The organism is Pseudoalteromonas obscura, assembly GCF_030135505.1.
Taxonomy (GTDB): domain Bacteria; phylum Pseudomonadota; class Gammaproteobacteria; order Enterobacterales; family Alteromonadaceae; genus Pseudoalteromonas; species Pseudoalteromonas obscura.
The window spans coordinates 393347-412968 of record NZ_JASJUT010000003.1; the positions used below are offsets into that span (position 1 = coordinate 393347).

Annotated in this window: 11 protein-coding genes; 1 reads left to right on the plus strand and 10 read right to left on the minus strand. The window is 41.3% G+C overall.

The window, feature by feature from the left end; translation table 11 throughout:
• Positions 1-12: 12 nt before the first annotated feature.
• The 9 genes from hrpA to pgi form a co-directional block, all read right to left on the minus strand.
• On the minus strand, positions 13-3894 hold the full coding sequence (gene hrpA / locus QNM18_RS09730) for an ATP-dependent RNA helicase HrpA (protein ID WP_284137057.1): 3882 nt from the start codon (positions 3892-3894) through the stop codon (positions 13-15).
• Positions 3895-3973: 79 nt separating this feature from the next.
• Positions 3974-4402: a CBS domain-containing protein gene (locus tag QNM18_RS09735; protein ID WP_211010299.1), complete on the minus strand. Its 429-nt coding sequence runs from the start codon at positions 4400-4402 to the stop codon at positions 3974-3976.
• Between the two features lie 86 nt (positions 4403-4488).
• Positions 4489-5517 carry an isoaspartyl peptidase/L-asparaginase family protein gene (locus tag QNM18_RS09740; protein ID WP_284137058.1) on the minus strand — a complete coding sequence of 343 codons (1029 nt, stop codon included), beginning with the start codon at positions 5515-5517 and terminating at the stop codon, positions 4489-4491.
• Between the two features lie 184 nt (positions 5518-5701).
• Positions 5702-6412: a SapC family protein gene (locus QNM18_RS09745; protein WP_211010301.1), complete on the minus strand. Its 711-nt coding sequence runs from the start codon at positions 6410-6412 to the stop codon at positions 5702-5704.
• A gap of 339 nt (positions 6413-6751) precedes the next feature.
• Positions 6752-8272: a tryptophan halogenase family protein gene (locus tag QNM18_RS09750; protein WP_284137059.1), complete on the minus strand. Its 1521-nt coding sequence runs from the start codon at positions 8270-8272 to the stop codon at positions 6752-6754.
• Positions 8273-8326: 54 nt separating this feature from the next.
• Positions 8327-10999 (minus strand): TonB-dependent receptor, encoded by a 2673-nt coding sequence (locus tag QNM18_RS09755; RefSeq protein WP_284137060.1) that lies wholly within the window; start codon positions 10997-10999, stop codon positions 8327-8329.
• An 896-nt stretch (positions 11000-11895) separates the two neighbouring features.
• Positions 11896-12606, minus strand: coding sequence for a 6-phosphogluconolactonase (gene pgl, locus QNM18_RS09760; protein ID WP_211010304.1), 711 nt, complete (start codon positions 12604-12606; stop codon positions 11896-11898).
• Complete coding sequence (gene zwf / locus QNM18_RS09765; RefSeq protein WP_284137061.1) at positions 12606-14078, minus strand: glucose-6-phosphate dehydrogenase; 1473 nt, start codon at positions 14076-14078, stop codon at positions 12606-12608. The genes pgl and zwf overlap by 1 nt, the downstream gene beginning before the upstream one ends.
• Before the next feature lie 321 nt (positions 14079-14399).
• A complete protein-coding gene (gene pgi, locus QNM18_RS09770) occupies positions 14400-16046 on the minus strand; it encodes a glucose-6-phosphate isomerase (RefSeq protein WP_211010306.1) in 1647 nt (548 codons plus the stop codon).
• Positions 16047-16417: 371 nt separating this feature from the next.
• On the opposite strand from pgi, the gene QNM18_RS09775 reads away from it, so the two are divergent.
• Complete coding sequence (locus QNM18_RS09775) at positions 16418-17479, plus strand: LacI family DNA-binding transcriptional regulator (protein ID WP_284137062.1); 1062 nt, start codon at positions 16418-16420, stop codon at positions 17477-17479.
• Positions 17480-17499: 20 nt separating this feature from the next.
• On the opposite strand, the gene QNM18_RS09780 is transcribed toward QNM18_RS09775, so the two are convergent.
• Complete coding sequence (locus tag QNM18_RS09780) at positions 17500-19551, minus strand: aminotransferase class V-fold PLP-dependent enzyme (protein ID WP_284137063.1); 2052 nt, start codon at positions 19549-19551, stop codon at positions 17500-17502.
• Between the last annotated feature and the right edge of the window lie 71 nt (positions 19552-19622).

Here is a 19622-nt window from a genome sequence, read left to right on the forward strand (position 1 = left end):
GCAAGTCAATTCCTATAAATCCAACTCATTTAACGCATTCATAACACGCTTAGCTGAAATTGGATAAGGTGTACCTAAGGTTTGAGCGAACAAAGACACTCTTAGTTCCTGTAACATCCAAAAAATATGTGTCAAACCATCTGGTATTGGCATTCCCTTGGCCACCTTCTTACACTTTTGAGCATACAACTCAGATACCTTATCTAACTCTAGTACGCATAAACGATCTCGGTTAGGGTCCACAGGTAATTTTTCTAATCGTTTTTCTATCGCTCTGAGATAACGCAATAAATCTGGCATTTTGTCTGCACCATGCCCACTGACAAATCCCTTAAATATGAGCGACTCCAATTGAGACTTAATATCACCATGAGCCGTGATCATGGTTAAATCTACCCGACCTTTCATTCGCTTATTGACACTATGCGCAATACTCAATACTTGCTCAACCTGTGAGGCTATTTCTACAACTTTGTCACCGAGTTCGCCGCGAATAAACTCTTTTGCAGTTTCAAACTCAGCCTCATCTCGGATGGCTTCAAACCGTCCTAATAAACTATCTACACCTGCTGCTGTGCAATCAGCAATAAGATCATGGATCTTCCCAAAAGGATTGAAATATAAGCCAAGCTTCGCCTTGTTAGGCAAGTGTTGCTGTAAATACTTCACTGGCGATGGAATGTTTAACAATACCAAGCGTCGTAGCCCGAGTTGATGTGCTTGCGCTGCCTTTTCAGGGTGGTCAAACAATGTGATCGCTGTGCTGTCTTTTTTATCTACCAAAGCAGGGAAAGCCTTTATCTCATATCCACCTTGTGTTTTGGTATACTCTTGAGGTAGCTCCCCAAATACCCATTCTGTAAGGTTTTCTTGCTCAATTCCCTTTTCTGCCACTTTAGAGAGGGTTTGTGATACTTTGCCTTGTAATTGCTCTTTCAATGCATCAAGATCAAATCCATGGGCAATCACTTTGCCATTGTCATCAACCACCTCAAATTGCATTTTTAAATGCGTTTCAAGTGAACCTGTATCCCAATCATCTTGTGTAACTTTAACACCTGTCATTCGTAATAGCCGCGTTGCGAGCGACTCTAACAGCGAACCTTGCAACGGCTCTATGGAGGCCAACACAGCATCTGCGTAATTTGGCGCAGGCACGAAGTTTCTTCTTAACGTTTTTGGTAAGCTTTTAATCAACGCGCAAATTAAGTCATGCCTCAATGCCGGAATATGCCAATCAAAACCTTCGTTTTGTACTTGATTCAATAAAGCTAAAGGAACATTAACAGTCACACCATCTACCGATTTACCGGGCTCAAAATGATAGCTCAAAGGCAGAATCAAATTGCCTTGCTGCCACACATCAGGGTAATCAAAAGCAGTTACTTTATCAGCACCATGCTGCATTAAAGACTCGCGGTTCATGTGCAAAACTCGTTTGTCACTTTGCTTTTTGAACCAATGATTAAATGCGGCTCGATTGTTCACGTCACTAGGAATACGTTCGTCATAAAACTCAAACATGGTTTGTTCATCAACCAAGATATCTCGACGTCTAGCTTTGTTTTCTAACGATTGGATCTCTTCAACAAGAGAGTGATTATATTCCAAAAACTGCGCTTTTTGACCAAGCTGTTGGCCGATTAAAGCCTCTTTAATGAAAAGCTCTCGGCTCATCACCGGGTCAATTTGGCTATAGACCGTGCGTTTTTTGGAAACAATGGTTAGGCCATATAAAGTTTGTTGTTCAAACGCGATAACCGCACCTTGTTTCTTTTCCCAGTGTGGTTCACTATAACTGCGCTTGACTAAGTGTTGAGCGAGTGGCGCAACCCATGTCAAATCAATCTTGGCATTGATCCGGGCATACAGTTTGCTGGTTTCGACGAGTTCTGCGGACATCAACCATTTAGGGCTCTTTTTAAATAAAGCAGAACCAGGGAAAATATGAAATAAGCTATTACGTGCCCCTTTGTAATGTTGTTTCTCATCTTTCATACCTATATGGCTGAGCATACCACTTAGCAAAGATTGATGAATGGCTTCGAAACTCGCTTCGTTTCCAGATCCTTTATAGTCCATTTCATCACAGACTGTTTTGAGCTGATAAACAATGTCTTGCCATTCTCGGATGCGCATATAGGCCAAAAAGTCTTTCTGACATTGTTTTCTAAACTGACTTCGAGAAAGGGCCTCCTGCTGCTCTTCAAGGTACTGCCAAAGATTCAAAAATGCCATAAAGTCTGAGTTTGGGTCTTCAAACCTGCCGTGTTTTTCATCGGCAGCACCGCGCTTTTCTTGTGGCCTCTCTCGAGGATCTTGGATAGACAAGGCCGCAGCTATAACAATCACTTCATTTAGCGCGCCTTGGTCGACTGACGCCATCACCATTTTTGCCAAGCGGGGATCAATTGGCAAGCGACTAAGTTTTCGACCCGCAGGTGTTAACTTAGCGTTTTCTCGGCGTGAAGCCGCTTTTACAGCACCAAGCTCTTCAAGTAATGCCATTCCGTCTTTGATATTTCGGCTATCGGGAGCTTGCACAAAAGGAAACTTTGCAATATCACCTAACCCCAGAGCCAACATCTGAAGGATAACGGATGCCAGATTCGTTCTCAGAATTTCAGGATCGGTAAACTCTGGCCGAGATACAAAATCCTCTTCAGAATACAGCCTAATACAAATACCCGCAGCGACACGTCCACAGCGTCCCATTCTCTGGTTAGCACTTGCTTGAGAAACCGCCTCAATAGGAAGCCGTTGTACTTTAGTACGGTAACTGTAGCGACTTATACGAGCAGTACCCGGGTCAATTACATATCGGATCCCTGGCACTGTTAACGACGTTTCTGCAACATTAGTTGCGAGTACAATTCGGCGGTGGCTATGGGGCGCAAATATACGATTTTGTTCAGCATTAGATAAACGAGCAAACAAAGGTAGAATCTCAACACCTTTTAAATTGCGTTTCGACAACGCATCGGCTGTATCTCGGATCTCTCGTTCGCCGTTCATAAATATTAATATATCACCCGACCCAGCTTCGCACAGCTCATCCACTGCATCAAAAATACCTTGGAGTTGATCGTTTTCAGCTTCACTCTCATCGCCTGAAATATCAACTACAGGTCGATAACGCACTTCAACGGGAAAAGTTCTTCCCGATACTTCAATGATAGGGGCATTGTTAAAGTGTTTAGAAAAACGTTCAGGATCTATGGTTGCTGAAGTAATTATTACTTTAAGATCAGGTCTTTTTGGCAGTAAATTTTTTAAATAACCGAGAATAAAATCAATATTTAAACTACGTTCGTGCGCTTCGTCGATGATAATGGTGTCATACTGGTTTAGGAATCTATCTTGCTGAATTTCAGCAAGCAAAATACCGTCAGTCATTAACTTAACGTAACTTTTATCCGATACCTGGTCGCTGAACCTTATTTTAAAGCCAACTTCCTCACCAAGCTCACAACCAACTTCTTCGGCAATGCGATTGGCAACGCTTCTAGCAGCAAGACGGCGCGGTTGAGTATGCCCAATATACCCGTCAATACCGCGTCCTAGCTCTAAACAAATTTTGGGAAGCTGAGTCGTTTTACCTGAGCCAGTTTCACCAGCGACGATCACCACTTGGTTCTCAGCTATCGCTTTCTTAATGTCTTCTTTTTTCTGGCTTACAGGTAAAGACTCTGGGTAAGTTACCTCTGGCAACCCTTCTTGGCGTTGAATTTTTAACTGCTGGCTACGTGCAATAGATTCGCCGATCTGAGCAACTACTCTTTGTTGCTTTTTTTCATCGGCTATTTTTTTAACACCTTGCAGACGTTTTTTAAATAGAAACTGATCCTTCTTCAAACAGAAAGGAATATCTGAATATAACGACTTTAAGTCCACTACACGACACCTTGAAAATTCCAAAATCGCCGCGTAGTCTACCAAAACCTATGGGATCTACCCAAATAAAAACAGACTTTTAGACAAATCTGTTCCCTGATTCATAGGTATCGTGTAAATGTTTATCGAATGCGAGTAAAACATGAGCACGAGTTATCACGCCCATTAACCTGCCATCTTCGTCACAAACTGGGTATAGCTTAGGCTTGTCATTCGACATTTTATCCGCAATTTGCAAGATGCTATCTTCGGGACTTACACACACCGGCGCGGTATTCATAACGTCTGATACAATGCTGTGCGACTCATTTTGATAGGTCGCTTCTAACATCTTTTTAATACAATCTTGCTCAGACAAAAAGCCTATTACTTTATGATGGTCATCTAAAACAGGGCCGCCAGACTGCCCACTTTGTAAAAGTTTCTCAACCGCCATTTCAACACGCATATCTGAACTAAACGTTACTGGTCTGTGATTGAGATAATCTGCTACTTTAACTGATTGCATTGTTTATTCCCCCAAATAAAATGCCAGCAATATTATAATAGTAGCTGGCACTGAAAAATTTGCCTAAGAATCAACAATTGCTAACACTATTTAAAAATTCCAACATAAGTTGGCGTATGGCTAGACTTGCTCGCTCTGTACATCCCTTTAGTGTTAAACGGCATGCTGATGTTGCCTTTTTTATCGACAATAATGACACCGCCAGTGCCACCTGCTTTATACATGGGCCCGAAAATAACTTCTTTGCCTGCTTTCTCTATTGATATATTTTGATATGAAACCCGCGCACAGATATCCGCCGCAACGTTGTATCGAATAAAATACTCACCATGACCTGTCGCGGAAACAGCACAAGAAGCGTTATCAGCAAAAGTACCCGCACCTATTATGGGTGAATCGCCAATGCGACCGTAGCGCTTTGCAGTCATGCCACCAGTTGAAGTTCCCGCAGCTAAGTTGCCGTTCTTATCCAGCGCAACAGCGCCCACAGTACCCATTTTAAAGGCTTGCGGCAATGCATTGTGCATAGCTTGATAACCCTTGGTGCCGCTTTCTTGCTGCTTGAGTTTTTCTTTGGCACGCAGCAACGATTCATACCGATGAGGCGTATTAAAATATTGTGAATTAACCAGCTCTAAGCCTTGCTGCTTGGCAAAAGTTTCAGCCCCCTTCCCACTGAGCATCACATGCACGGAATTATCCATGATCTCACGCGCCAAATTTATGGGGTTTTTAACATGCTTCACACCGGAAACTGCGCCGGCCTGACGGTTTTTGCCATCCATAATAGATGCATCAAGTTCGTGATGACCGTCATAAGTATAAACAGCGCCTTTACCAGCATTAAAAAAGGGAGAGTCTTCTAAAATATTGATTGCCCGGGTAATGGCATCCAAACTATCACCACCTTGATTAAGGGTCTGATATCCAGCCTCTACAGCTTCTTGTAATTTTGCCCGATAAGCTTGTTCTTGTTCTGGTGTAAAACGACTTCTCTCAATTGTGCCTGCCCCACCATGGATAGCGATAGCAACTGGGTTAGCTGATTGCGTTTGTGCTTTAGCATTTATAGAGGTCAGCAGTGTTAGGGCGGCTAGAACGGTTAACGTGCGCATTCTGTGTTCCTTATTGTTTTTCGTATTTACACATCACTTTATTTTGCAAGATAAACACTAGGTGAGAAGACTGCAACATTATGCGTTGGAATTGCACAATATATTGATTGGATAATTTATAGTGCGACAATCGAAAACAAAAAAAGCGCCTTAAGGCGCTTTTTTGGATTCAAAACATTTAAAATTAAGCTTCTTGAGCTTGAGCTTTTAAACGAGCTAGACGAGCAACTTGGTGAGTTGACGTTAGGAAAGCAAAAATTGGTGCTAGATAACCACGCTTACGCAGCTCTAGGAAATCTTCGTCGCTTAGTTCATTTAGCTTACGCTCATCTACAAGGTAAATACCGTTGATGTCTTTCTTTTCACCAGCAATTTCAACTGTCAAAGTTTGCTGAACCAAAAGCTCTTTATCAGCAAGGTATTGAGTGAATACTTCTGTAACACGTGCAAACTCAACGTAGTTTACTAGCGCTTCTTTACGACGCTCAAGGTACTCAGTTTCTTTGCCATCAGTGAATAGCGCATTGCCTTCTTCTTCGTTTACAAGCGGGCTTGCTTCATCAATAACGATACCAAACTGATCTTCTTCAGGGTGCTTTACTAGGCCAAATGGGTAACGTGCCGCTGCAAGAGGTGCAAAACCTGCTTGCCACTGACCATCTTTCACGTAAAGGTTTTCACCTGGCTCTAAGCCAAATAGCGCAACCGCTTGAAACTTACCAGATTCAGTATTCTTAACAAACGCCATTGGGAACTCAGTCGCTACACGCGCAAACTCATGCGCAACAACTGGGATTAGGTGCTGTGATTTTAAAAATTCAACGTTGATGCCATTTTTAACTTTTAGGTTGGCATGCTTCTCGTTGTGTAAAGGCTGCACTTGTTGCTCCGCCATAATACTACTCCATTCAAATTCGTATTTATTACTTTTAGTGGCCCTAAGGCTATAGGTTTTAGAAACAAAAGAAAAGAGTATTAAAGCTTTAATTTTGATTTATTAACAAAAAATTTTTGTTCAGCATTTCAGGTAGTGTAAAGCGGTGTCTAGACAAAAATGAGAGCGATTGAAAAACGTGCTAACTTTGATCGATTAACAGCCTATTATTGGGCGCTGTACAACTTTTAAAAAGGAGTTTAGGAAACTATGAGTTCTGACAAACATCGATAAAATTGACGACAACACCCAATCAAATAATGTGTCACTGGAGGCCACTTGGGCCTCAGACAATTTGCTTTATTGTTTGGCTAGTCCAAACTGGTGGATTTTTTCAAGCAAAGATTTATTGTCAATAGCCAACTCTCTTGCCTGCTTTTGTTGATATTTGATCGTACCAATTATGTCTGACATTCTTTTCAATTCAGCTGGTGAAATGAGATTTGAATCGACACTAGTTGGATAAGACATGCCATATAACACGTACAAATAGTTATCTATATCAAAAACGTCAAATTTGCCACCAAAATCATAATTTGTAGGCACTTTATATTTCCAAAGTTCCAATTTTTCCTGAAGTGAGTCCGGGATAGATTCCGGCGATCTATTATCAAGCCAAAACTGACTATCACACCTATCAGAAATACAATAATGAAGCTTAATAAAATCAATGACCTTGTTCCACATATTGGTCACCGTGTTGTTGAAGTGTTTTGCTACAGTATCAAAAGCCATAGTGCTAGTTGGTAAGGTATCTGCCAACATTTTCGCCGTCACGTCAAATACCAACAATCCAGTTGCCTCCAAAGGTTCTACAAAGCCTTGAGAAAGCCCCAGTGCTACACAGTTTTTGCTCCAAGCTTTACTTCTATACCCTACTTTCATATCAATACTGCGTACATTTAGACTGTCTAAATTAGTGCCTAAATAGTTTTCTAGTTCAGCGTATGCTTGCGTTTCGCTTGTATGATTCGATGAATACACATGACCAATACCTTTACGGCTGTATAAACCAATATCCCAAATCCAGCCGGCGGTCTGGGCTGTTGAACGCGTATAAGAAGGAATTTGCTCATTGTCTGCGTATGGAATTTGAACTGCGAGCGCTTTATCTGCAAACAACACATCGCCTTTTGCCACAAATGGCGTTTTCATGGCTGTACCAAGCAATAGAGATCTAAATCCTGTGCAGTCGATATACAAATCAGCTGTTTCAACACCGGCGTCCGTCACCAAATGTGAAATCGCGCCGTCATTGTCCAAGGCAACTTCACTTAGTTCATTGTAGTGATGAATAACCCCCAAGTTATTGATTGCATTATTTTTTAACAATTCTGAAAATGCACCTGCATCAAGATGATAAGCATAGCTTGCGGCACCATCAAATTGCGGTTGAGTGATTAATTTTGGTGCTAAATTATGATCGCAAAGTGTCGATTGAAACCCGACAAAGTCGGCAAAGTGGATACCAGAATTGTCATTGAGCCATGCCGTCACTAGGCCTAATTCAGAACTAAAAAAATCAAATGGGTGATAATATCGGTGAGTCTTACCAGCTTGCGGGGCCATCCAGTTCTCAAATGAGATCCCCTGCTTGAAAGCGACATTACACTCTTTGACAAATTCGCCTTCATCAATACCAAAATATTCGAGCGTCTGTCTCATCATTGGGACCGTGCCTTCTCCAACACCTATGGTAGGAATATTTGCCGACTCAATTAATTTAACAACGGTTTCAGAACCTAAAAAACGCTTCCCCAGATGATTGGCTGCTAACCAGCCTGCGGTGCCACCACCAACAATAACGATTTTTTTAATCATAATAAATACCAAAAAAGGAGCCGAAGCTCCTTATTTTCTTATAATTACTAGTTATTAGTAACGTACAGAAACGCCTAGGCTGTAACGAGTAGCTTGCTCATATTCGTATAGAGGGAAGCCATCACTGAAGCCATTGTTAGCTTCGATAAATGCATTGTTACCGTACTGCTCTGCAGACTCACCTGTTAAGTTAACAACATCAAATTTGATGTCAATGTTTTCATTGAAGTGATATACAGTGCTTAAATCAACTGAACCGAAGCCTTCGTGTAAACGGTTACCATAACCACCAGTTTCACGGATCATATAGCTGCTACGGTAGTTATATGAAAGACGCGCATAGAACAAGTCGTTTTCATAGTAACCAGTTAAGTTGTAAGCGTACTTAGAGCTGTCGCTTAACTCAAGGTTGCCATCAGTGAATACGCGAGTTACTTCACCGTTACCATTAGTAAACTCAGTAGTGTCAGCTTCGCCTTTGGTATAAGTGTAGTTAACCATCGAACCGAAACCATTACCGAAGTCTTGCTGGTACTGGAATTCGATACCTTGCACTTTACCACCTGGACCATTGAAGTTTTCTTCAATTGTCCAACCATTTGCTGCTTCTTCTGGAGATAGCGCAGGTAGGCCAAGTCTAGAAATATCGTCAGCAGTTGCGTCGCGACGGTTGATAACGATAAAGTTGTCTACGTCTTTGATGAAAGCAGTTAGCGCTAATAGTGAGCTTGAGTTAAAGTACCATTCAACACCTACTTCTGCTTGGTTCGCTGTAAATGGAACTAGACCAGGGTTACCAAGAGCAACTCTTTGGTCATCGGCTTGCTCGTTCGCTACGCCCGATAGTGAAGGGTTGAAGTACATGTCATTGTACTGTGGACGCGTCATTACTTTTGATGCAGCGATACGTAAAATCTTATCGTCCGCTAAGTCATAAGCAAAGTTCACACTTGGTAGTACTTCACTGTAGTCTGCCGCTTCAACTGTACGTTGATTTGCTAGACCTTCTTTATAGTAAATTGATGAAGCGTCAGTTTGCGCATAACGGATACCAAAGTTACCACGGTAGTTTTCGCCGCTGTACTTAGCCATTATGTAGATTGACGTATTTTCTTCTTCAATGTGGCTGTAAGCACCAAAGTCTTCAGTTCTACCTTGGATGCTCGACTTAGCCCAGCTCTTCATTGCATCGATGTCATAGCGACGGATCTTAAGGTCGTCAGCACCTACATCGAATGTGCCATGATTTGTACCGTCAAGTACGTATACTGGGTTGAAACAACCTGTCGTTACGTCTTCAGTACATAGGTTTTGGTTAAACTCAAAACGTCTGCTTGTCGCTTCGTGTTCAGCGTATCTGAAGCCAACTTTAACCGAGTTGATGAAGTCATGGTCAAGCATATATTCAAAATCTGCTTGGATGAATTGCTCTTCATCAGTCTTAGGCGTTGCATTGAAGTTGCTACCTGTACCCATTGCAAACGCACCGTTTGGAGTATCTGCAGTTACACCCGGCGTGTAAGTTGTCAAGTCAAATCCTGCTGGTAAGTTCCACTTGTGATGACCTGATGTAAAGTCATATGTACCAGCAGAGATATCAGCATTAGAATTTGGGTTCATTACCATTTCGAAATCAGTACCACCAGAAGAGGTCGTTTCACCGATAACAAATTCAAGCTTATAGTTGTCGCCTGCGTATTCTACTTTCAGATCTAGATAATCTGAGTTCATCGTCGCTTCACGTGGACGCATTTGAGCAAATGCAACGTTCATTGCACCTGCCACAGGAACACCCGGAGTCGCTTCTGAACCATTACCGTGGATATATGCTGTTGTCGCATCATCTGCACCACGAGTTAACCACATCGCATAGTTCGTATTGTTTGCGTCCATCTTCATGTCAAGATAGTTAACAACAAAGCTTAAAGAATCTGTTGGTGCGTACTCGATTGAAGTTGTGAAAGCGCTACGCTCACGCTCTTGCTCAAATCCAACTGGACCACTACCCCAAGCCCAAAACGCTTCGTTACCCTGACGCTGTAATTGACGAGTTTGCTGTACAGCTGAGAATAAGAAACCTAAGTTCTCATCATTGTTTTTCCAGCTATACATGCCTGAATATTGTGGATCAGTTTCGCCTGAATCATCAGAGTGAGAAAACTCAAGTGAACCGTATACTGTGTTTGCATCTAGTTCTAATGGAGTACGAGTCTTTACGATTACTGTACCACCTACACCACCTTCGATGATATCCGCTTGAGAAGACTTATAGACTTCTAGGCCACCAACTAGTTCTGATGGTAAAAGTGTGTAGTTGAATGAACGCTTTGCCGGCTCAAGTACGAACCAACCTGTAGAAGCTACGTTCTGACCATTTAAAGTTGTCTTTGTGAAGTCAGCACCTGCACCACGGATAGAAACCGCATCACCTTCACCAAACTGGCCTTGAATTGTAATACCAGGTACACGCTTCAGTGACTCTGCAATGTTTTTATCTGGAAACTTACCAATATCTTCCGCAGTGATTGCATCTACTACACCTTCAGCGAAGCGCTTAGTATTTAGAGATGCTTCTAAAGAACGACGGATACCACGTACTTCAATTACTTCTACGTCTTCTTTGGCTTGAGTACCGCTATCAGCAACTGCTACACCAGATACACCTGCGGTAAACGCAAGACCAATGTTTGCAGCTAGTAAACTTTTCTTAAAATTATTAGCTAACACAGGATTCCCCTTGAATCATTTTGTTGGTTTTTAAATCACTTCTGCCCAGTGATGATGACAACGCTGTCATCTAATAACAAACCATACACCCAAAATTACATAATCGCTACATGTTTTTTAAACAAAAACGTTAAAATTTTTCACTTAAATTTATAACACATTGTTTAATATAGGATTATATGTTCTTTGGTTATACTTTGTTACAAACGCGTACTAATATAACACATGATATGCATAAATCTGTAGTTTATGAGGTGATTGATACAAAATTTCTGTATCTAAATAAGTGACTGCATAATATTAATGCAATATTGGAAGAGTTGATCAATATAATAGCCTGGGCAGAAGCTGTTCAAGGTGATAACCATTCTCAATGACAACGCTGTCATTTTAAGGCATTTTACTCGGCGTGTCCAGTAAAAGCTAAAATACAGCTACCCTTGCGGGACTACAAACAAAAAATAACGGATCAGTTTGAAAATTAAGAAATTAATTTTTCATCTCGTCGAAAGACGTATCATTAAGTGCAATAAAGCCTGTCAAGATCTAGACGAAACACACGCTTTTTATTATAACGAATACTAATAAAGTATGTATTTTTTAAAGATAAACCTTATGCTATCTAGAGTATTTAGGTTTTCCAAAGGCATACCGATTGTACTCTCCACAAATATCAAACAAATTTTTTATAAAGACCTCCTATTTAGATTAATTGACTATTACGGCTGTCGTACTGTGGTATCTAGTACAACTTGACGTCAAAGCAGTGCTGATATCGTTAGTTTTTTCAATATAGAAATGTATGTGAATGAAGAAAGTAAGAAGGTTTAAAAGGAAATAAAGATGAAGGAATTAGGAAAAATGCACTCAAGGTGCAATTTTCCTAATTAAAAGACTTAAGGGCACCAGAAAACACTTAGCTTTAAATCAGGCAACCCCAAAACAGCTCTTAGTGGTATATCCAATTCTGATCCCTGCTGTTTAGCTTGTTCATACATCGCGCGCTTTTCTTCGCCGCTAATCAACAAAATCGCATGTTGTGTATTTGCAATACCAGCCAACGTCAAGCTCATACGTTCAGTGATACTGCCTGTCACTTCACTCTCATTAGCATTAATTGCACACACAAGTTGCTCTGTTTTCAATGCCGCGTCTAAGCCTTCAGCATGAGGAAACAATGAAGCTGTATGACCATCAGGCCCCATGCCTAATATAGTAACATCGAACGGCGTCTTTAATGTTTGATAGCGCGCTTCGACTTCTTCTTGACCAACAACAGCCGTACTTGCGCCATTTTTCATGGTTACAAATTGGGCACTTGATGCTTTATCTTGTAATAGCGTATTTTTGATAAAAGCTTCATTAGACTTTTCATGACTTGGTGAAACCCAACGTTCATCAACCATAGCTACCGTTACTTTGCTCCAATCAAGATCCAGACTTGATAGACGTTTGTATGCCGGTGCAGGTGATGACCCGCCAGATACTAACATACTTGCCTTTGAGTCACCTTCAAGTGCAGAATTCAAAGTACTTTCTAAAATGGATGCTAAATGCTCAGTCATCGCATCTTTTGAGTCAAAAAACTGCTCGTGTATGATCGCCATTAGTTATTTTCTCCAACGTTAAACCAAGCGTGGTCCTTTTCAGCTAATAATTCATCGGCTGACTCAGGTCCCCAAGAACCCGCACGATAAAGCGCTGGTGTCCCTTTTTCTTGCCATCTTGCAATAATTGGGTCAATCCACTTCCACGCCTGTCTTACTTCATCTCTGTGAATAAACAACGATGGGTTATTCGCCGCCGCATCCAACATCAAACGTTTGTATGCATCTGAATGAAATCCATTGCTGTATTTTTCGCTTAATTCAATGTTAAGAGTAACGGGCTCAAGCTGCATTTCTAAGTTATCTAACCTTTTCGACATCAGTGTCAACTGAATGCTTTCCTCAGGTTGTAGTCTTATGATTAATCGGTTTGGTAAGATTGGCCCAACTGTGTCGTCATATACATTGTGAGAAACTGGCTTATATTCGACAACAATTTCAGCACAACGTTGCTTCATTCGTTTGCCCGTTCTTAAGTAGAAAGGTACGCCAGACCAACGCCAGTTATCAATGTGGGCACGAATTGCGACAAATGTCTCTGTTGTGCTTGACCCTTCCCCTAATTCTTCCAAATAACCAGGAACTAGATTACCGTTTAACTCCCCAGGAACGTATTGACCTCGTACTACGTTTGAATCGACCAACTCATCTGTAAGTGGTCGTAACGCTTCCAAAACTTTCAATTTTTCATTGCGAATACGGTTAGCATTTAGCTTATGTGGTGACTCCATCGCAACGAGGCAAAGCAGCTGAAGTAGGTGGTTTTGCACCATATCTCTTAATGCACCAGCTTTATCGTAAAAGCCAGCTCGGCTCTCTAGACCAACAGTTTCCGAAATACTGATTTGAATATTATCAATGGTTTTTGCGTCCCATAGGTTTTCAAAAAGTACATTTGAAAATCTAAGGGCCATTAGGTTTTGAACCGTTTCTTTACCTAAGTAATGGTCAATTCGGAAGATCTGGTCTTCGTCAAAAAACTCAGCAATTTTTGCGTTTATTTCTTCTGCTGATTCACCACAATAACCGATTGGTTTCTCAACCACTACGCGTGAATTTTCACTGATCAACGATTTTTTAGAAAGAAGTTCGCAGCAGGTACCGTAAACGGCTGGAGGTAATGACAGGTAGAATACTCGAGATTTATCATTGTCATCTTGCTCTAGAATATTTCTTAATACATCCCAGTTGTCATCGGATTCTGTGACATTGACAACAACAGGCACGATGAACTTAGAAAAGGCATTCCAGTCAGTTTGGTTGTATTCTCCCTGACCTAAATGCTGTTGAAGTGCTTTCCCTGCGGTTTCTACATATTCGTTTCTTTTATTTTCTTCTCGAACAGTCGGTAGAATACGGCTACCTTCGGGCAAGTTGCCTTCTTGATATGCACGATACATAGCTGGCAACAATTTTCTCAACGCTAAGTCGCCGCCCCCACCAAAAATTACGATATCAAATGGATTAAGCATAATTATTTCTCACAAGGTTAGGCGCGCAGTCATTACTCTAAAGAGAACACGCGCTACAATCAAAACCGTTTGGTGTTTTCGGTAAACATGCCAAACACAACTTCACTTATAGGATTGAATTCGTTCTCAGACCACTATTTTGCTTGGTTTGAAGAAGAAAGTTACCAAGCACTCATTCAGTATATTTAAACGCTTTAGATGTCTTAATAAAAATGAGTCTTAGGGGCTCTGTAATTCCTCTCACAAAAATACAGGCCCTAAGTACTCCAGCGCTACCCGTTCAAAGGTATTCTTTACATTTGTTGCTATCAAGCAACGTTATTATTTGTTTCTATTTTGCTTGTAGTAAGCAATTAACCCAGACGTCGAACTATCGTGTTCGTGACTGATATTTTCGTTCGTTAATTCAGCTTCAATGTTACTTGCCAAGCCCTTGCCGAGCTCTACGCCCCATTGGTCAAACGAACAAACGCTTAAAATGATGCCTTGACAGAAAATCTTATGTTCATACATTGCAATCAAACGACCAACGGCTTTCGCATCTACTTTATCTAAAATGATTGACGTAGTAGGACGGTTGCCTTTATGAATTTTATGAGCGACGAGTTGCTCAATTTCACTCTCAGACTTACCTTTTCCTGTTAGTTCCGCTCGAACTTGACTTTCATCTACGCCAGCCATCATCGCCTCGGTCTGTGCGAAAAAGTTAGATAGCAAAACATCATGATGCTTTCCAAGTGCTACCTGAGGCTCTACTGAAGCAATAAAGTCTGCTGGTACAATGACATTGCCTTGGTGTAAGCATTGATAAAACGCATGCTGTCCATTAATTCCTGTCATTCCCCAAATAATCGGCACAGTTGTATAAGGTACAGTTTGCCCGTTAAATGTTACATGTTTGCCATTACTTTCCATTTCGCCTTGTTGAAGGTAAGCAGGCAACATATGTAGAGCCTGATCGTAAGGCAAAATCGCTTGTGAAGTATGACCTAAAAAGCTTGTATTCCAAACACTTAACAGCGCCATAATAAGAGGGATATTGTGCTCAAACTCAGCTGTTTTAAAGTGAGTATCTATCTCAAAAGCACCTTCTAAAACCTCAACAAAGGTTTCATAACCAAGGTACAATGCGATTGGCAGTCCAATAGCACTCCACAATGAGAATCGTCCACCTACCCAATCCCACATGGTAAATACATTTTCATCTGCAATACCAAATGCACGTGTTTTTTCTAAGTTGGTGCTCACCGCAACAAAGTGTTTTGCCACGGCGCTTTTGTCTTGGGCGCTTTCTAAAAACCAGTCAACTGCAGAGCGCGCATTATTCATGGTCTCTGATGTGGTGAACGTCTTGGAAGAAATCACAAATAGAGTCGTTTCTGGCTGAATTTTTTTCAATACCTGTGCCAGCTGCACACCATCCACATTCGATACGTAATGAACGTTTAGTTTACCGTCGCTATATGCACTTAAAGCTTCCGTTACCATTTGTGGGCCTAAGTTTGAACCGCCCACACCAATCGCAACAATATCTTTTACAGCTTGCCCTGTATAACCTGTCCATTCACCACTTCGAACTCTGTCAGTGAAAACTTTCATCTTTTCAAGTTCAGCTTGAACTTGCTCTGTGACATTTACGCCATCAACATAAATTGGAGACGCTTCTCTGTTTCTAAGTGCTACGTGCAATACAGCTCGGTCTTCTGTGAAATTAATTTTTTCCCCAGAAAACATCTTGTCACGCCAAGATGTAACATCGGTCTCTTTCGCCAGCTGTATTAATTGTTCGAACACCGAGTCATTGATGAGCTGTTTAGAGAAATCAAAAAGTACGCCTGGTATTTGGCGAGAAAATTTATCGAAGCGCCCGCTATCAGCCTCAAAAAGAGTCTTCAAATGCTGTTCTTTTAGTTGTTCTGATGCTGCTGATAATGCTTGCCAACTTGCTAACGTTGTACGGCAATTCATAATTTTTCCCCTAGCGATGATAGTGTGCCAAATACATAAAACACACACATAAACATATTCGAGCGTTAACCATAAGTTAAAATGACAACGCTGTCAAACTGCATGTTCCTCATTTTACTTTGCATATAATAACTGATTTTTTAATTTTTGACACCGGTATCATTAAATTTATTAAAGTTATTCAGTAACAGTTAAAATGCAGCAGGGTCTAAATTTGATCGTTTCATGAAAAGCTGAAATATACTATATTGCCTTATAACTACTAATTGGCGTTGTAATTTAGTATCAAAAGCCAGCAAAAAAGAGTGATTACAAATAAATGACTCAAAATTCGGCCACAATTTAAGCCTATTTCCTATAGAAGAAAAAAAATGAAAGTAACCATCAATGACGTCGCAAAACATGCGGGCGTGTCAATGAAAACTGTATCAAGGGTTATCAATAAAGAGCCCTCTGTAAGAAAAAAAACTTATGATCTGGTTATGCAAGCTGTTACAGAACTTAACTATCAGCCCAATACCGCAGCGCGCAACTTAGCAGGCACCTCTTCATTCGCAATTGGCCTAGTTTACGACAACCCAAATGCCTACTACGTTATTGATATGCAAAACGGTGTGCTCTCTCGATGTAAAGATGAAGGCTACGAACTTGTGATTCATCCTTGTTGCGCTCAAGACCCTGAGATGCACAAAGAGATTGCTACCATGATTCAACGCTCTAGGCTCGCTGGCTTAGTATTAACACCTCCTCTTTCTGAGCAACAAGATATTATCGATATGCTTGACGAATTGGGCATTGCATATGTGCGCTTACTGTCTGGACAAGATAAAACCCCAGAAAAACCAACTGAAGTACCAGCAAGTCCGAAAAGTAATAACTGCATTTATGTAGACGATTATGCAGCTGCATATGAAATCACAGTCCACTTAATTAATCTGGGACACAAAACCATTGCCTTTGCATGTGGGGATGCGGAACACAAATCAACAACTGAACGCTTAGCTGGTTATCAAAGCGCTCTTAAAGATCATAACCTTACAGTAGATGACAACCTTATATATGAAGGTAATTATTCTTTCGAATCTGGTGTTGAAGGTGCAAAAGCGCTATTGAAAAATAATAATGCATCCAATATAACCGCGATCTTGGGCGGGAACGATGAAATTGCGGCTGGTGCATTATTTGCCGCTCGATTAATGAATATTGCGATTCCTGAACAGCTATCCATTTCAGGGTTCGAGGACTCGCCTTTCTCGAGGCAAACTTGGCCTAAGTTAACAACGGCTCATCAAGCAAATAGTGTCATATCTGAACATGCTGCTAGGTTATTGTTTTCGAAAACACGAGGCAGTAGAAAGCAAGATAAAGATATCATTACGACCTTCACACCAAGTGTCGTGATCCGAGAAAGTACAGGGCCAGCCCCCAATTAATACAATATAACTAGTGGCGCTCAAAGTAGCGCCAACCCTGTCGTAACATTGGCTACGCGGGTAAACCCTAAAGAGCTTAACATCTCAGCCACCTGCAGCGAACGCCGGCCACTTCGACAAACAATGACATAGGATTTTTGAGGGTCGAGTGTACCATTAATATAGGCATTAACTACCCGCCCTGCCGGCACATTAACAATGCACTCTCTTTCATTTTGGCTGAGCTTTTTTGCGAGTTCAGTCGTGGACGCTTGATGTTCCCCGGTTTCTCTTATATCGAGCACCTGAGCGTCATATGTATCTATCCAGCTTGCTACCTCCTTACGCGTCATTAGCGCAACGAGTTCACCTTCATTCCGCTTAAGGCAACTTTGATTTCGTTTTATTTCTTGCTTGCTTAAATATATCTTTCCCTGAGAGATGAATACTTCACCCTCGGTAAACTTACGAGATCTAATCTGCTCATCTGGCAAGTCTGCTACGTATATTACCTTCTCATCCCCCTCGCAATTCCACTTGAAAATAACACTCTGCCTTTCGGCCTCGAATGTAGATGTTATCTGCCAGTCTTTACCCGACACTAAAGTCTCTTCTGATTTCGAGCTTTCAAGTTTCAAGATGCGTGCGCTTTTGCCAAAAACACGTTTTATGTTTCTTTCTATATTTTCATCTTGGCAGTTTTCATTTGTCAGCAGAAAAGCCAGCCGTTTCGTGTCTATAGCATCAAAACAATATTTCAGTTTCGCCAATAAAGGGTCTATTGGATTTAGTACAATCGCTTCCTTTTCTTTAGATATAAATAGCCAACACCCGGTAGATTGGTAATTTAGCCAGGTAAAGCCGCTCCACTGTGAGCAGTTTGAGTCATTACCGTCCACCCAAGTGCCTGTGCTCAATAAAGACTTCATTGAGCGGATTGCTCTACACGCTTTTACAATAAACTCAGTGCTGTCCGCAGGACCAAACGACATACGAATTGCATTTGAACACTGCCAATCGCTCAACCCCATGGCTTCCAAAACAAAACTGCTGGTGACTCCAGAGCTGCAAGCAGATCCCCCACTGACTCGAATACCTGCCGCGTCAAATAAATCTATCAGCTCTTTTCCGGTGAGATAATCAATTGAAAAGTTCAGCGTAGTTGGTACAGACAACTCAAAAGTGTGATGAAAACGAATATTAGTAAAAGTATCTTGTAGAGCCGATACAAGCATATCTCGATGCAACTGCAATTTATCGTGGGGCTGAAATACTTCATTTTGGCTATTTAACAGTGAAAATAGAGTATGTAAACCAGCAATTCCTGGCAAATTCTCTGTCCCTGAGCGCATCCCTGACTCCTGCCCACCGCCTGCGATAAAGGGGATATATGGTCGTCCGCTGCGAATATACAAAAACCCAATACCTTTTGGCGTGTATAATTTATGACCCGAGAAAGGAGCATAGTCGATTGAAATTGAATCCATGTGTAGCGGTACTTTTCCCAATGCCTGAACACAATCGACAAGCCAAGCCACTTCTGGATTATGCTCTCGAATTACCTTCTCCAGCGCCTGTAAATCTTGCGTAACCCCGGTCTCATTATTGACAGCCATGGTACATATCATCACAGCCTGTGGTATGTGCTGTGCAATAAATTGATAATCCAATATACCTTCATTATTTACCGGGATCTCCAACACATCTGCATTGAGACCAAGTATGGCATTCCAATGTTTTAACGTGTTTGGCACCGCTTTGTGCTCTGTCGCACCATATAAAAGGACCGGCTTCGATATACCTTTGTGGACCTCTTGCAGATATTGGTTCAGCACAGAAACAATGGCAGTTTGGATCCCTTCTGTAGCACCAGAAGTAAAAAGCAGCTCACCCTCTTTGCTGCCAATCAACCGCTTACCAAGTTGCCTCGTTTGTTCAAGCAAGTTTTTTGCTGTTAAGCCTGCAATGTGTGAGCTTGAGGGGTTACCAAAGTTTATTGTCATACTTTGTAGAACACTATCTGATATTGAAGTCAGAACAGGTGTCGTGGCATTGGCATCAAGATAAATCTGGACAAAAGGAGAAGTGTTCACGTGTACCGCTTATAACTATATGTACTATATTATTCCATTTTACACAAAAACTTCTGCTTCGTTAAGTTCAA

Bases quoted from the DNA above. Each gene is read 5' to 3' on its own strand.
- QNM18_RS09735 (WP_211010299.1), bottom strand. From the start codon at position 4,402: ATGCAATCAGTTAAAGTAGCAGATTATCTCAATCACAGACCAGTAACG.
- QNM18_RS09740 (WP_284137058.1), bottom strand. From the start codon at position 5,517: ATGCGCACGTTAACCGTTCTAGCCGCCCTAACACTGCTGACCTCTATA.
- QNM18_RS09745 (WP_211010301.1), bottom strand. From the start codon at position 6,412: ATGGCGGAGCAACAAGTGCAGCCTTTACACAACGAGAAGCATGCCAAC.
- QNM18_RS09750 (WP_284137059.1), bottom strand. From the start codon at position 8,272: ATGATTAAAAAAATCGTTATTGTTGGTGGTGGCACCGCAGGCTGGTTA.
- pgl (WP_211010304.1), bottom strand. From the start codon at position 12,606: ATGGCGATCATACACGAGCAGTTTTTTGACTCAAAAGATGCGATGACT.
- zwf (WP_284137061.1), bottom strand. From the start codon at position 14,078: ATGCTTAATCCATTTGATATCGTAATTTTTGGTGGGGGCGGCGACTTA.
- pgi (WP_211010306.1), bottom strand. From the start codon at position 16,046: ATGAATTGCCGTACAACGTTAGCAAGTTGGCAAGCATTATCAGCAGCA.
- QNM18_RS09775 (WP_284137062.1), top strand. From the start codon at position 16,418: ATGAAAGTAACCATCAATGACGTCGCAAAACATGCGGGCGTGTCAATG.